This window comes from candidate division KSB1 bacterium, from assembly GCA_022566355.1.
Taxonomy (GTDB): domain Bacteria; phylum Zhuqueibacterota; class JdFR-76; order JdFR-76; family DREG01; genus JADFJB01.
In genome coordinates this window covers 24,564-40,105 of sequence record JADFJB010000026.1, presented here as the reverse complement: position 1 = coordinate 40,105, position 15,542 = coordinate 24,564, and the positions used below count along the sequence as shown (strand labels likewise).

The following is a 15,542-nucleotide window of genomic DNA, read 5'->3' as shown; positions in this document are numbered from 1 at the left end:
TACTGCTTCTAACTTTAATGTAAGAAAGGAGCTTTTCTTTTATTTACAATTACTTTTTAACATAATGTCTCAGGGCAGGCGGCAGACGGAAAAACATGAAACGGGGAATAGGAGAATGGGGCAAACGGAGAAAACCACAGAGACACAGAGTGACAAAGAAAAAAGAAAACCTCTCAGGTTTTTAAAACCTGAGAGGTTTTAGTTATTTGATAACGCAGCCATTCAATTTTAGTTTTTTTTTGGAATGCATCAACCGTGTTGATGCGATTTAGCCTGATTGTTCTGATAAGCTTAAAGCTTAATTAATAAACCACCATCTGTCTGAACCTGTCTGTAGGAGTCTTTGGGTGTGGACAGGCAGGAATGTCTGTCCTACTTGTTAGCAAAGCACAATCCTGTCAAGTTTTGGATATTGCATATTGGAATTTAGGATTTGTTTAGGTGTTCAAAGGCACAGAGTGACAAAGTAACAAAGGCACAAAGACGTAAAACGGAGTTGTAAACCGACATTCATGTCGGCTCCGTACCAATTTTTACACACCCCTGAAAATCCCGTCCGGACGGGATTTTCTTCCCCTCTCAAGAGGGGAATTCCAGCCATTCAGTCTCTAGTTTCCAGCATCCAGCATCTAGCATCCAGCATCCAGCATCCGCCATCTGGTATCTGGTATCCGGTATCTGGCATCTGGTATTTACTGCCTGCATGAACAAACAAACTCCCGAAATCCAATTTCCTCTCCTCGCCATACATAGGCCTCACTGGTCTTGGGGTTCTCCCAATAAAATGGCGGTCTTGTTTTTGGATGATTGCCGATTTCATTCATGGTTTCCGCATCATATAGTCGGCCGTTGATCATAACGTATTTCACAAATTCAGTATTGCGGATGTTTTCGAGTGGGTTCTTCTCGAGAACTACCAAATCAGCCAATTTTCCGACTTCGAGAGAACCTAAGTCCTTGTCCATACCAAGATATTGAGCTCCATGTAAAGTGGCTCCTCGGATCGCCTGAAGTGGAGTAAATCCGCCCTGAACCATCATCCAGATTTCCCAATGATCAGCCAGACCTTGTAGTTGCCCATGTGCGCCAATGTGGACGTTCACCCCGGCTGCACGCAATTTATTGGCAGCTTTTGCCACATCGATATGATTAAAATCATCTTCATGTGCCATAACCCGCCGCCGTGAACGAGCATCAACAAATGCCCGGGGGACAAAATTTAACAATCGCTCATTTTCCCAAACATTGGTATTTTGGTACCAGTAATATTCTCCGGATAAACCACCATACGCGACGACAAATGTGGGTGTGTAGGCAGTCTTGCTGGCACCCCATAATGAGATCACATCATTGTAGAGCGGAGCAATTGGAATGGAATGTTCGATGCCGGTATGGCCGTCCAGGATCATGTTGATGTTGTGAAAAAAGGTCGATCCACCTTCAGGTACAACTAGCATTTCTAATTCACGCGCAGCCTGGATAATCTGCTGCCGTTGGTCCCTGCGCGGTTGGTTGTAACTCTTCACCGAGATAGCGCCGATTGCCTTCATCCTCCTCAAGTGAGAGCGTGCATCATCCAATGAATTAACAACTGCTTTGAAAGCACCATCAGCTCCGTAAAGGATAGTCCCGGTTGAGAACACCCTGGGACCAACCATTTTGCCAGCCTTTACCATTTCCGATTGGGTAAAAACCGTTTCCGTATTAGCTGAAGGATCATGCACGGTTGTAACGCCGAAGGCAAGATTGGCATAATAAGCCCAATTGTGAGACGTTAATACACCGGACGTGAAGTGAGCGGTATGGGCATGCACATCGACCATACCCGGCATAATTGTTTTACCGGAAACATCAATTCTTTTGGCATCAGCAGGGATCTGTACATCCCGGCCTACAGCTATAATTCGGTTTTGATCGATGACAATCGTGCCGTTCTCGATGACTTCGTCTCCCTTCATGGAAATGATCCTTGCGCCAATGAGTGCGATTTTACCTGTTGGCACATCCGTCTTAATATTTAATTGGATGACAAAGCCGGTTGTATCCGGTTTTGGCAGAGAATCTGGAGCCCCTTCGATAAATTGGAAAGACTCTCTCAATTCCCGGGTGTAGTATTCCGGTCCTATACTCCAATGTAGTTTCTGGCTATCACCGCTCCAGTGTAAATAGTTACCGGCATCACGGGTTACTCGTTTGATCGGAATAGCTTTGGTGTCTTTGTTCAATGAAATGGATTTGCCTGTTCTTGGAAATGGTGCAATGTAGGCATTGAATAATTCGGTAAAAGCAACCCATTTACCATCCGGACTCGGGACAATACCATTTGTGTATTTTAAATCAAAAACCGTTCGTTCATCCTTGCCGTCGATTCCGATACTCTTATATTTTTTCTCGAGTCCGCCGCCGCTTAGATAATAAATCCTGTTGCCATCTTCACTAAAACGGGGATTTCTACCACTTTCCGTAATTAGAGATACTTGTCCTCCATCTGATGAAATCCAATATAAACCTCTCTTTGTGCTGTAAGAAAATCCTAAAAGAGAATTACCTCCGGAACGCCGGTATACAATCTTTTTGCCATCCGGTGAAAACGATGGTGTATGGTAGTAGCCTTTTCGCTGAGTAAGCTGAGTCGATTTGCCACCACCCATTTTAATTTTATGAATAGCGCCTAATTCCTGGTCGCTCCACGTTGTATAAACAATCCATTTTCCATCCGGGCTGAACGCCGGGTAGAATTCAGAATTTTGATCTTTGCTTAATCTTTCAGCATTGCCATTCGGCATTTTCTTTTTCCACAATTTGCCAATTGCGCCAAACACAATCCAATTGCCGTCAGGAGAAGTGGTGACATCCCGCATCATTTTCACATCAAAGGATTCGGGATCCGGATCATAAGTAAAATGTAATGCACTGGTAATTTTGTGCTCAACGCGAGCACGAAATGGTATTTCGTTTGCCGATTTTGTTTCAATGTTGATATTCCAGATTTTACCTTTCGCCCAAACTACGATATACTTACTGTCTGGGGTCCAGGAGTAGTTTGGATGAGGACCAAAAATTGCCCAGGTTTCTTGCTGATCTTTGGATAAATTATCATAAACCGGCCATTGCTCGAAGGTTTCGATATCATGGACATATAAAACATTTTTGAGCCGGACTCTGCGTACGAATGAAAGATATTTGCCATCCGGGGATACCTGGGGTCGTATCGCGCCGCCAGGCCCGGTGATGTAATTGGTCAGTTTTCCGGTTTCCATATCCAGGCGCCGAATGACGTAAATTTGTCCGTATGGATTTTTATTATATTGAAACGTCTTGCCGCCACTCATATCTTCACTGAAATACAAATAACGGCCATCGGGGGATACCACCGGTTCACCGGCATCCTGCTGGTCGTTTTTACGCTTGGTTACTTGTAGTCCGCCTCCACCGCCTGGAATATGGAACATCCACATTTCACCGGCGCCAATAGAGCGCGTGCTGGTAAAATGCTTACGGGCGATCAAGTAATTTCCATCCGGCGTCCATGTCGCATTGTTCAATAACCGAAATTTTTCTTTGGAAATTTGTTTTGCATCGGAGCCATCTCGATTCATAATCCAGATATTATCTCCACCCGCGCGATCGCTGGTAAAACTGATTTTGCTGCCATCCGGACTATACCGAGGTTGAACGTCAAATGCCGGTCCTCCGGAAACCAAGGTTGCATCGCCACCGGTTATCGGGATTGTGAAAATATCGCCAAGTAAATCGAAGACGATTTCGTTGCCATCCGGACTGACATCCAGGTTCATCCAGGTGCCTTCAGTTGTGGTAAATTTGACAGAGTCAGTTGGGCCATGTACAGCGGTAACATCCCATTTTTTCTTTTTGTCGTTCTTTTTGATTTCGGATTTGGAAGTGTCTGCCACTATTTGATCTTGAATGATCAAATTGGTTGAAAAGGCAGGTGTTGAAAGGGTTAACACAAAAGCGCCGATTAAAGCCAAAATTCTGATTTGCATGAGACTACTCCTTTAGAAGGTTGTTTAATTGATTAATGGTACTGTAAAACCGACTTACTTCAATTCATGAGCTAAATTAATTTTTACTATCGTAATAGATAGTCAGTTTTTATTAACCTGGATAATTCATAAATTCTTACCGCAAAGGCGCAAAGATCGCGAAGAAACGAACACTTACATGCAGTTTTGTACTTGTACAATAAGATGTATTTCAATCTCTATGAATGAGAAACTATCATATGATATTGTTTTTTATCCTTTGCGTCCTTCGCGTCTTGGCGGTTTATGAATAGATCAGGTTAATTTTCATTTCTGAAAATTACTCATATGGTTTTTAATTGTCAAGCTTGGAATACAAATTTAGCCTTAAACAAAAAACCTATTGCATTTCTTATTTAAAACTGTGTAAATTAAGTAATTTGTTCACAGTTTGGAGGTTTGATGAAGATCGAAGATCTAACCATCGGCATTGAAGAAGAATTTCAAATAATAGATCCTGATACTCGGGAACTCACTTCATATATAGGTAAGTTTCTCGAACAAGGCGCCGTTCTATTCCGCGACCAAGTACAACCTGAGTTTATGCAATCCCAAATTGAAGTAGGCAGCCATGTTTGCCGTAACATAAAAGAAGCTCGCCAGGAGATTCGTCGATTGCGGAGTATCGTGGCAGAAATTGCAGAAAAGAACAATCGAAAGATTATAGCTGCAGGAACACATCCGTTTTCCAGTTGGAAAGATCAACTTGTGACTGAAAAAGAACGGTATAAAACCTTGGAAGCGAATATGAGTATTCTGGCTCGTAGGTTGTTAATTTTTGGCATGCATATCCACATCGGCATTCCGGATCGAAATCTTCGCATTGATATCATGAATCAATTGACATACTTTGCACCTCATATTTTTGCGTTGTCAACCTCCTCGCCTTTTTGGCGCGGTAAATTTACCGGGCTCAAATCATATCGTGCAGTCATTTTCGGAGATCTTCCCCGAACCGGTATCCCGGAATATTTTCGCACAGCAGACGATTATGATAACCTGGTTAAAACATTGTTAAAGACCAAATGCATAGAAGATCCGACTAAAATTTGGTGGGACCTACGGCCTCATCCGAAGTTCGATACCATTGAATTTAGAATTTGCGATTGTACTACAAAAATTGATGAAGTGATTGCACTTGCGGCATTGGTGCAGGCTATTGTAGCAAAATTGATCTTATTACGCAAAAAAAACCTAACCTGGAGAATTTACAGAAGAGAATTGATAGCGGAAAATAAATGGCGGGCTATGAAAGATGGAATTGATGGGAAACTCCTCGATTTGGGTAAACAAGAAGAAGTACCAGCGAGATTTCTTATCGCTGAACTCATTGAGTTTGTTGATGATGTCGTGGACGAACTGGGTAGCCGTGAAGATGTAGAGTATATTCGAACAATATTGAATGAGGGGACAAGTGCAGATCGTCAATTAAAGAAACACCAGGAAACAGACAATCTGGAGTCGGTTGTCGACATGCTGGCTGATGAAACTATAATGGGTTGTGAATAAAGATTATCAAGAGAATTAATTTGTAAAAAGTAGAAGATAGTTTAAAGTCACGAGTCAAAATCTCAAAATCCGAAAAAATATTCTAAGGACCAATTTCCAAATGCTTTAAAATAATCGATCTGAAATTCATACAAACAAACTCCATGTTATAATAATTACTATATGATTCTTCAAAGTAATACAACAAAGACAATGAATTTTAATATTTTGCTTGACAAAAATAGGGAATTTGACAACCTTAGAATAATCACGCAGAAGCAACGTTTAGGCAACACCAATCAATGCACTTATTTTTAAGGAGATATCATGGTTCACAAAGTTATTGTAATTTTATCGATGCTTATTGTTTCCTCATTATTTTTGTCGTGTGAGGTTACGATGTCTGAAGAGGAGCTGACAGCCAAAGCAAGGGGAATTCACGAAAATCTACTGACAATCGATACTCATGACGATATTCCACTCACATTCGCTAGCGAAGAAGTTGATCCGGGCGTACGGGGGGATCGCCAGATGGATCTGCCAAAAATGATCGAAGGTGGTTTGGATGCCGGGTTTTTCATCGTCTTTGTCGGTCAAACGGAAAGAACACCGGAGAACTATGCGAAGGCCAAAGAAGATGCCATGACAAAGTTCAATGCAATTCATCGTATGACCGAGGAGATGTATCCTGATAAAATCGAACTGGCTTACACAGCCGATGATGTGGTACGAATAAATAATAGCGGTAAGCTTGTGGCGTGCATCGGCATTGAAAATGGTTATGTCGTTGGCAAAGATCTGAGCCTGTTAAAAAAATATCACGATCTCGGGGCTCGTTACATTACCCTGGCGCACAATGGTCACAATGACATCTGTGATTCTGCAAATCCGAGAGAACAACTGGGAGATTCCGAAAGTGAACACAATGGCGTCAGCGAGTTCGGTAAAAAAGTAATTGCCGAAATGAATAGATTGGGGATTATGGTGGATGTTTCCCATATTTCAAAGAAATCTATGCTCGATGCGGTAAGCTTGTCCAAAGCTCCGGTGATTGCTTCCCATTCGAGTACAAGAGCTTTATGCGATGTATCACGCAACATGGATGATGAGCAGTTACAGGCGTTGAAAACAAACGGTGGTGTAATACAAACAGTAGCATTGGGTAATTTTGTTAAGAACCCTCCGGAAAAGCAGACCGCAATGGAAACATTGTTCGAGGAGCTGGGAGTTCGTGGTCGTCGTGCCATCAGACAACTTTCAGATGAAAAGCAAGCCGTTTATCGAAAAAGACGGGATGAGATCAACGAAAAATGGCCACCTGCAACTGTACAGGATTTTGTTGATCATATAGATCACGCAGTAAAATTGATTGGCATTGACCATGTCGGAATTAGCTCTGACTTTGACGGGGGTGGCGGCATCGAGGGTTGGAAAGATGCCAGTGAAACCTTCAATGTTACACTGGAATTGGTGCGTAGAGGATATTCAGAAGAAGAAATCACCAAAATTTGGGGTGGAAATTTATTGCGTGTGTGGCGTGAAGTCGAACGTGTGGCGTCTGAAATGCAGGCTACTGCTTCGAATAACTAGGCTAAAAATTACAAAATCTTCGGCTCGTTAATATAGGCTAATTGTCATCCCGTCACACAACGGGGTCTATTTCCATAAAAAGGGAATAGTAAAATCGTAAGTATAAATTAGTTGCCAAAATAGATCCCTCCGGGATGACAGTGATAAGGTTTATGAATAGATCACCAAACCACGATTACCGGTATTCTTTCCGAATCACCAGCTTCAATCCAGACCAAATTTCATCCACGGCACAAACTTTGATGTCGACCAGGTGTAATGGAAAGGCGGCTCTGCGAACTTCATCTTCAGTCATATCTGTGGGAACTTTGGATGCCATTTTGGGCCATGAGATCCAGATCATGCCGTTTTTTACCAGGTGATCCTTAAGAGTAGGCAGATCTTCTGCAAGTTGGATTTTGCTTTTAGTGAAGTACTGGATAAAATCAAAAGTGCCATCGAGCTTATCCTTCCGATCCACTTGATCCGGCAGGGGCGACAAAATTCGATCATAATTGTTTGGTGCGTTGAGAATGATCATCCTGTCGCCTGCTTTAATGCCCAATTTTTGCACCAGTTTCCGTTTGGAATAGCCGGCTTGTTGTTTCATTACATGCTCAAATCAAACATTTAAAAAATAGCGATAATATTCATCATCCCTTGTATAACCAAGTGATTCATATAAAGCCTGGGCGGGTCCGTTATCTATAGCAGTTTCCAATATTAATCCTTTGGAATCGGTTTCAATTGCGAAGTTTCTTGCTTTTTCCATTAATGCCCTGGCAACGCCAAATCTTCGGGCTTCATCTGAGACAAACAGATCATTCAAAATCCAAAGCCGTTTGGTCGAAACCGAAGAAAAAGAAGGATAGAGTTGCGTAAATCCTAATGCCATACTCATATCGGATTCAATTGATAATGCCAGGAAAATAACAGAATCTTCCCGGCTCAATCGGGCACTAATGAAATTCCTTGCTTTTTTTAAATTTGGTTCTTGTTCGTAATACTCCCTGTAGTCATTAAACAGGTTAACGACATGATCCAGGTGTTCACTTTTTGCATGAACGATTTCGAATTGTATGACAGAATCCCTGTTCTAAAGTGACTTTACAAAATCAGAAAGAATACCTGTCAATGTGGGCTCGCCGATTTCCTGCAATTCATAACGCACGCGCAGTCCCGGTTTTTCCAGGCGAATCACATTTCGAATATCGATCGGGGTGGCAACCAAAACTATATCAGCATTAGAATTATTGATCGTTTGCTCCAGATCCTTGGTTTGTTCGCTGCCGTAACCCATAGCCGGAAGAATAGGCCCGGTGTTGGGATACTTCACAAAAGTATCATGGATCGTACCTACCGCAAAAGGACGGGGATCGATAATTTCGGCAGCGCCATAGCGCTTGGCCGCAACCCAGCCGGCGCCAAAAGTCATTTCGCCATGAGTCAAAGTTGGCCCGTCTTCGATAACCAGCACTTTTTTCCCTTTGATCTGGTCGCCATCTTCGACGAAGATCGGACTGGCTGCATCGACAATTTTGGCATTGGGGTTGAGTTCTATTGCGATTCTGCGAGTCGTTTCGACGTCATCGGAAGATGCGGTATCGATTTTATTAATCACAATGACATCGGCCATACGCACATTGGTTTCGCCGGGATAATATCGTTCTGCATGATCCGGCCGATGGGGATCGACGACTACGATATGTAAATCGGGGACATAAAATGGCAGGTCATTGTTGCCGCCATCCCAGATGATGATATCGGCCTCTTTTTCTGCCTGGCGTAAAATCGCTTCATAATCGATGCCGGCATAAACAATGCGGTTATTCCGCAAATGCGGTTCATATTCTTCGCGCTCTTCGATGGTGACATCGTGGTCGTCCAGGTCCTTAAACGTAGCAAATCTTTGCACGGCTTGTTTCACCAGGTTGCCATATGGCATTGGATGACGTATGGCAACAACCCGTTTGCCCATTTCATGTAGAATGGCTGCAACCCTGCGACTGGTTTGACTTTTACCGGCACCGGTTCGAGATGCACAAATGGATACAACGGGTACTTTGGATTTGAGGGATGTGTTTTTGGGACCCATCAGCATATAATCGGCCCCTGCCGCCATGACCTGGCAACCCAAATTCATGACAAATTTATGGGAGACATCGCTATAGCTGAACACGGCAAGATCGACTTTCAAATCCTTTATCAGCCCGGTTAATTCACTCTCCGCTTTAATAGGGATGCCATTCGGATAACGTGTTCCTGCCAGCTCAGGTGGGTAAAGTCGTCCTTCGATATTGGGGATCTGGGTTGCAGTAAAAGCAACCACTTCATATTCTTCATTATCACGAAAATAAACGTTAAAATTGTGAAAATCACGTCCCGCAGCACCTAAGATCAGCACACGTTTAGGCATAAAACCTCTCTTGTTTTAATGTTATATTGATTCAGATCCTATTGTAAAAAGTTAAAAATTAGAAACCCTTCGACTCCGCTCAGGGTGACTTTTTTGCTGGTCAAAATTCATCATTTGTTATTCGTTTTCTTTTTTGATTTCAAATATTCGTACAATCACCTAAGCTATCAATGCAAAAATTAAAAAACCAAAAGGAGCCAAGACAATTCATTGTAAAGTTTCGATTATAGTGCGCTAAACTTCCAATATCCACCGGTCTGTATTTAATTCCAGCACTCTTTGATTATCGGTAGTTTGGGGTATAATGTATTGTTCTAATTTCCAGATTCTGACTCCTTTGGAAATACCAACCACAAGAATCGCAAACTTTAGATATTTTAACTAGGCGACACTGATCTCATCGGCAATAATCCGTTGTAGGATCCCTTCAATCGGATTACTGAACATGCGAATTACGATAAAAGACACACAAAAGGCAATCAAAAATGTCACAATTAATAAAGTTACGAACATTGGATTTCCTCCATGAGAATTGGCCAAATCATCACTGAAAATATGGTTTTAAAAAATTTATTTCAAACGAGATTTTGATTATAGGACTGTTGCAAATAAATGATTTTTCTTGAATTGCCTAATAAGTTTAGAGTGCTTAAAGTTAATTTCTTTTATATCCCCAGCATTAAACCCTTCAGTAGATAATGGATTGCAAGGTTCGAGAATTCTCCCCATTTAGATGCGAATTTTCTTAGTTCTTCCTCTGATTTTTTTTCGCCGTTGAAATAAAACTTCTGGATGGCTTTACGAACACCTAAATCTCCAATCGGGACAGCATTGCCGCGACCAAGGCCTCTTGCCAAAAGCCAGTCGACTGTCCATCTCCCGATCCCGCGCATTGGTAATAGCGTTTGGGAAATTTCATCGTCCGGCATGCCAGGGAATGCCGCTAAGTTTAGTTTATCTGTCGCTATCTCTTCAGCAATGCCAATAATGTATTCTGATTTTCTCGTCGTGAGCTGTAGTTTTTTTAAAAAATCAGGATTAGCCATAGCTAGACGTTCTGGAGTTGGGAATGCATAATACGTTTGACCCTTAAGTTCAATTGATTCACCAAATGCTTTAACAAGTCTGCTTCTGACTGAGAATGCAAACCGTAAGTTGATTTGCTGTGCAGTAATGGAAGTTACCAGCGCTTCGAATAAATTAGGTGTAAGAGTGGGACGCAACCCGGTGAATTTTTTGGTTAGATCAGAAAGTATTGGATCTGATTTTGTAAATTCATAGAAATCCTGCAGGGGGAAATTGAGACCCAAGATGTATTTACTAATATCGATTATTTGGTTTAAATCGGATTCTGATTTTGGGACAGGATCGATCCCCAAAAGTATTTGGTGAGAATTTCTTTTCAGCGAAAGAATAGTTAAATCTTCATTTAAATGGATCACTTTTCTGAAAATTATGCCATCAAAAAAATTTGCCGCATCCTCCCCAAAAGCTTGAAAGCGCCATAAGGTGTGCTCAAAATTGACCTCATCAGCAGTTGCTATATTTTGTTGCATTGTAGATTCTTGGAATTAAAATGAAAGCATGTAAGTAACTTGCACAATTCATGAATTTTTGCCACAAAGGCGCGAAGTCTGTAAGAATATTAAAATTATTATTGAAGAGTGGTATAAACTGATTTTGGATTAAAATAGTAAGACAATCTCTCTAAGTTATTATTTTTAAAAGTTTTGAGCCTTTGAGACTTGGAGGCAATGAATAAATCAAGGTAATTATTGGTAAATCCACGAAAGGCTAAACCGTTTGCAAAGATTTTTCGAGCGCGGCACTAGCCAGCAGCCTGGTTGAATCAAGAACTGGTAAAACTGATTGATTGGGATCGACGAGTAATGGAATCTCTGTACATCCTAAAACAACTGCATCGCAACCCAGGTCCCGGAGGTTTTCAATTTCGTGATGGAAATATTGCCGCGTGTCGTTTGTGAAAACAGCATTAACAAGTTCTTTGAAAATGTATTGATTGATTTTTTCCCTGGCCAATTCCGAAGGGATAGAATGCTTAATATTGAATTCTTCTAAAATTTGTGAGTAGACAGGTCCTTCCATCAGATAGCGAGTACCCAAAATACCCAGGTGAGAAAATCCTTTCGTCACTGCGTTTTCAGCAACCACTTTTGCAATGTGAAGCCAGGGAATTGAAGAATATTTTGTTGCAAACCCGAATGCCTGGTGGATAGTATTATCAGGACATATGGCAAATTCGGCTCCGGCATTTGCAAGAATATTAGCCGAGGCAGACATTAGTTGACCCACTTTGTCCCAATTATTCTCGTAAATGGCATCCATGTAGTCGGAGAGTGGGTACGTATGCATGGTTATTTCCGGATGGCGGTGCTCACCTAAAATTGCCGGAGCTTCGGAGCAGATCGTTCGGTAACAAAGCGCTGCTCCTTCAGCGCTGCAGGCAACAATTCCAATATGTTTAGACATAGAGATCACTCATCAAATATTCTTTTAAAAACAATTCGTTTTTATGGTAAATCCAATACATCCTTTATTTTTCCCCAACTTTCACCATCGTTTTTTTGATTAAAGAACCTAATTCCCCTAGAATAATATTTCTATTAATTGTTGCTAATTTATCAGCTTTTATAACGGAAGAAGTTTTCAAGCCGGATTGTAAAAATCCTTTATCGCTTTCTCTTACCAAGATATCAGTTTCTTGAAGTTTAATTTGATCAACGATTGATGAATAAAAGTAATAATTAAATCTTCACCTTTTCTTTTGTCATTTGATATGATCAGAGCTGGTCGAACTTTACTTCCATGCAGGTCTGTAAATGGGAAGGGTGTTAGGATAATAGTACCACGTTTCATTTGTATCTGACCTTTAAATCTGATACAGAATATATATCTTCTCTCGGATCGTTCAGAAAATCGTATGCACCACTATCATCTTCTAATTTCATAATACCTTCAACTGAAAGGTCTGTCTTAACTAAAGTAAGTTCTACATCTTCAGTTTTTTTACTTTTTCTATTAATTTATTAAGCTCATTGAGGCTAATTAATTAAGCCCATAGCTGAATTAACTTTTTTTGCTTTTATTTTTAACATGTAGTTTTACCTTCTACCCAATGAAATATTATTTCCCGCTATCTTCAGGTAATAAAACAACCTTCACATAATTATTCAAATCAAAATATTTTTGTGCTGATTTTTGCATATCGGAGGCAGAAAGATTTTTCAGTCTTTCATCAAAATCCAGGACTGAAACAGGATCAATATCGTGCTGGTAATAAAACTGAAGTATGCTCAACCAAAATCCATTTTTTTTAAGGTCGATTTCCCTCGTTCTCTTTTGTGCCTCTTTAACTTTTGTAACCGTTTCATCATCGATGCCAAAGGATTTAAGGCTGTCAATTTGTGTGAAAATTTCTTGGGTGAGCTCATCGACTCTATCCGGGGCGCAACCGAAGCTAATCGATATCGAATAGTCTTCATTTGGGTAATGTGATGTCCCGGCGTTTACACCGACACCATAAGTCCCGCCAAGGTCTTCACGAAGCGCTTTTCGTAGCTTGATCCTTAACGCACTCGCCATCGAAATCATATGATAGCGATCCGTACGATCCCATTTAAACGGCCCTGTGAATACCAAACGAACCTGGCTTTTTTCCTCGAGGCCTTTTTTAACAGTTTTTTCGATGACACCCTTCGGCGGCCTGACGCCAACATCACGCCAATTTTCTTTTCGCTGTGTTGAAGGCAAGCCCCCCAGGTAAGTTTTAACAAAGGGTTCCATTGTTTCAAGATCAAAATTACCTACAAAGAAAAATGTGAAATCACTAAAATCTGTAAATCGATCTTTATAAATTTCAAATGATTTGCTCAAATCCATTTTGTCTAAAGTTTCCTTGGACCAGGGACGGCTGCGCAGATGATATTGCGAGAGGGTTACTTGAAGAGTATCCTGAAAGGCAGTTTCCGGCCTGGCTTCACGGTTTTCCAGAAATCCCTGGTAACGTGATTTTATGGATTGAAAAGCAGTGCTGTCGTATCTTGCCGATGTGACTGATAGGTAAATTAGCTGAAAAAGAGTTTCCAAATCTTTAGGTGATGCACTGCCGGAAATACCTTCATAAAGCTCCCCAATGAAAGGACTAACCCGTACCACTTTTCCGGTTAATAATTTTTGCAATTCAATCAAATTGAAATTTCCATATCCTGACTGCTGGCTGATCATAGATGAAGTGACGCCTGCAATATAGGCATCGTCTTCCACTAAAGAATGACCACCGGGACTGTAAGAAGTAAATAAAATTTCATCATTCTTAAAATCAGTGGGTTTCAAAACAACCCGAATCCCATTGGAAAGCTGCCATTCCGTTACACCGATAGAAGTTATTTCTTTACTCTCAACAATCTTTGCCGGAGTGGGGGATTCGCTTAGCAACGGCAGATTAGATACCATGTCTTCATACGGAGTGATTTCAGAATTTTGCACCTCTACAAAAACAAGTTCCAGGGATTCTTCTGTGGGTTGAATGAGCCCTTCTTTTTCGGGTGTATTAGTCATTATGACTCGATTTTCATCCCGAATCCATTTTCCCGCAACCCGGTTTACTTCTTCAACCGTGAAGTCCGGCACATATTTATTGAAAAGAGCATATTCATATTCTATTCCGGGGATGGGTTCGTCATACAAAAAATTTCGAATGAATTCGGCGGCATAACCTCTTGACTCACTTTTGTCACGTTCAATGTAAGCCCGTTCAATCGAACGCAGCATGGAGATTTTTTGTCGCTCTAATTCGGTTTCGACAATGCCGAATTGTTCCATTCGAGCAGCCTCGGTCAATAGTGCATTTAAACCGGTGCTGAGGCCATTGTCTTTCACACCTGCTCCCAATAAATAGACATCTTTCGGCCCAATAAACCTGCTGCTGCTGGAATAGCCGTACAGAAAAGGGGGTTCGGCTTGTTTTGTTAATTCATTTAGTCGTTGGTTTAAGATGTTATTGTAAAGGATATCGACGAGCTGTCTCCGGTAATCCGCAAGCGTGCCCTCGGGTTCAATATCATGCTTATAATAGATAGTCACGCTTGAGCCGGATGCTTCCACATCCGATGCTAATGCAAACAATGTTTCCTGGTGGTCCGGAACAGGATAATTAGCACGCTCTTTAACCGGATCGGGATTTTTCAATTTGCTGAAATGATCATTAATTAAACTTTCGATCCAATCCACTTCAAAATCGCCAACCGCAATAACAGCCATTAGATCCGGGCGATACCAATCGGAATAAAACCGGAGTAAAGTTTCCGGTTTGAATGTTTCCAGGATTTCTTTTTTACCAATCGGCATTCGTTCGGCATAGCGTGAGTCTTTCAAAAGGATAGGGAGTTGTTTTTCGCGCATTCGGTTACTGGCGCCTTGCCCAAGCCGCCATTCTTCGATGACTACGCCGCGTTCCTTATCGATTTCTTCCTCATCGAATGTGACCGCCGATGCCCAGTCTTCCAAAATCTGGAAAGCTTTTTCCACAATTTTCAGGGTGTCAGTTGGAACCTGTAGCATATAAACGGTTTCATCAAAACTTGTATAGGCGTTTAAATCAGGGCCAAAACGCATGCCTATGGATTCCAGGTAATTCACTAATTTTTGTTTGGCAAAATTTTTGGTGCCGTTAAATGCCATATGCTCTGCAAAGTGTGCCAATCCTTGCTGGTCGTCGTCTTCCAGAATAGAGCCGGCTTTCACTACAAGGCGCAGCTCAACCCGGTTTTCCGGCTTCTTGTTTTGTCGGATATAGTAAGTAAGTCCATTATCGAATTTGCCTTTGATGATTTTTGCATCGATCGGCATGATGGTTTTTAGATCATCCGGAATGGAAATATCCTGGCAGATTGCTGTTGTGAAACTAAAGATTAAAATCCAAAAGCTAAGGAGATGTTTAGATTTCATTATTTTTTCCTTTTAATTTTATTTATACAACCCAGAAATTAATTAACAGAAAGTAT

Annotated in this window: 10 protein-coding genes and 1 pseudogene; 2 read left to right on the top strand and 9 right to left on the bottom strand. The window is 41.3% G+C overall.

Features of this window, described 5'->3' with window-relative positions; all coding sequences use genetic code 11:
* Positions 1 to 692: 692 nt before the first annotated feature.
* Positions 693 to 4,007, bottom strand: a complete 3,315-nt coding sequence (locus IIC38_06835) for a PD40 domain-containing protein (protein MCH8125660.1) — start codon at positions 4,005 to 4,007, stop codon at positions 693 to 695.
* A 441-nt stretch (positions 4,008 to 4,448) separates the two neighbouring features.
* On the opposite strand from IIC38_06835, the gene IIC38_06830 reads away from it, so the two are divergent.
* Together IIC38_06830 and IIC38_06825 are read left to right on the top strand one after the other, a co-directional pair.
* Positions 4,449 to 5,555 (top strand): carboxylate-amine ligase, encoded by a 1,107-nt coding sequence (locus IIC38_06830; protein ID MCH8125659.1) that lies wholly within the window; start codon positions 4,449 to 4,451, stop codon positions 5,553 to 5,555.
* 306 nt (positions 5,556 to 5,861) lie between these two features.
* Positions 5,862 to 7,124 carry a dipeptidase gene (locus IIC38_06825; GenBank protein MCH8125658.1) on the top strand — a complete coding sequence of 421 codons (1,263 nt, stop codon included), beginning with the start codon at positions 5,862 to 5,864 and terminating at the stop codon, positions 7,122 to 7,124.
* A gap of 175 nt (positions 7,125 to 7,299) precedes the next feature.
* On the opposite strand, the gene IIC38_06820 is transcribed toward IIC38_06825, so the two are convergent.
* The 8 genes and pseudogenes from IIC38_06820 to IIC38_06785 form a co-directional block, all read right to left on the bottom strand.
* On the bottom strand, positions 7,300 to 7,713 hold the full coding sequence (locus tag IIC38_06820; GenBank protein MCH8125657.1) for a DUF3052 family protein: 414 nt from the start codon (positions 7,711 to 7,713) through the stop codon (positions 7,300 to 7,302).
* Between the two features lie 12 nt (positions 7,714 to 7,725).
* Positions 7,726 to 8,184, bottom strand: coding sequence for a GNAT family N-acetyltransferase (locus IIC38_06815; protein MCH8125656.1), 459 nt, complete (start codon positions 8,182 to 8,184; stop codon positions 7,726 to 7,728).
* A gap of 15 nt (positions 8,185 to 8,199) precedes the next feature.
* Positions 8,200 to 9,519: a GTPase gene (locus tag IIC38_06810; protein ID MCH8125655.1), complete on the bottom strand. Its 1,320-nt coding sequence runs from the start codon at positions 9,517 to 9,519 to the stop codon at positions 8,200 to 8,202.
* A 159-nt stretch (positions 9,520 to 9,678) separates the two neighbouring features.
* Positions 9,679 to 10,032 (bottom strand): annotated as a pseudogene (locus tag IIC38_06805) (hypothetical protein).
* 152 nt (positions 10,033 to 10,184) lie between these two features.
* Entirely contained in the window at positions 10,185 to 11,075 is an 891-nt protein-coding gene (locus tag IIC38_06800; GenBank protein MCH8125654.1) for a DNA-3-methyladenine glycosylase 2, read from the bottom strand.
* A 238-nt stretch (positions 11,076 to 11,313) separates the two neighbouring features.
* On the bottom strand, positions 11,314 to 12,009 hold the full coding sequence (locus IIC38_06795; GenBank protein MCH8125653.1) for an amino acid racemase: 696 nt from the start codon (positions 12,007 to 12,009) through the stop codon (positions 11,314 to 11,316).
* A 64-nt stretch (positions 12,010 to 12,073) separates the two neighbouring features.
* Complete coding sequence (locus tag IIC38_06790; protein MCH8125652.1) at positions 12,074 to 12,229, bottom strand: hypothetical protein; 156 nt, start codon at positions 12,227 to 12,229, stop codon at positions 12,074 to 12,076.
* A 434-nt stretch (positions 12,230 to 12,663) separates the two neighbouring features.
* Positions 12,664 to 15,486: an insulinase family protein gene (locus IIC38_06785; protein ID MCH8125651.1), complete on the bottom strand. Its 2,823-nt coding sequence runs from the start codon at positions 15,484 to 15,486 to the stop codon at positions 12,664 to 12,666.
* Between the last annotated feature and the right edge of the window lie 56 nt (positions 15,487 to 15,542).

Excerpts from the sequence above, each read along its gene's own strand:
- IIC38_06835 (MCH8125660.1), bottom strand. The coding sequence starts at position 4,007 with ATGCAAATCAGAATTTTGGCTTTAATCGGCGCTTTTGTGTTAACCCTT.
- IIC38_06830 (MCH8125659.1), top strand. The coding sequence starts at position 4,449 with ATGAAGATCGAAGATCTAACCATCGGCATTGAAGAAGAATTTCAAATA.
- IIC38_06825 (MCH8125658.1), top strand. The coding sequence starts at position 5,862 with ATGGTTCACAAAGTTATTGTAATTTTATCGATGCTTATTGTTTCCTCA.
- IIC38_06820 (MCH8125657.1), bottom strand. The coding sequence starts at position 7,713 with ATGAAACAACAAGCCGGCTATTCCAAACGGAAACTGGTGCAAAAATTG.
- IIC38_06810 (MCH8125655.1), bottom strand. The coding sequence starts at position 9,519 with ATGCCTAAACGTGTGCTGATCTTAGGTGCTGCGGGACGTGATTTTCAC.
- IIC38_06800 (MCH8125654.1), bottom strand. The coding sequence starts at position 11,075 with ATGCAACAAAATATAGCAACTGCTGATGAGGTCAATTTTGAGCACACC.
- IIC38_06795 (MCH8125653.1), bottom strand. The coding sequence starts at position 12,009 with ATGTCTAAACATATTGGAATTGTTGCCTGCAGCGCTGAAGGAGCAGCG.
- IIC38_06785 (MCH8125651.1), bottom strand. The coding sequence starts at position 15,486 with ATGAAATCTAAACATCTCCTTAGCTTTTGGATTTTAATCTTTAGTTTC.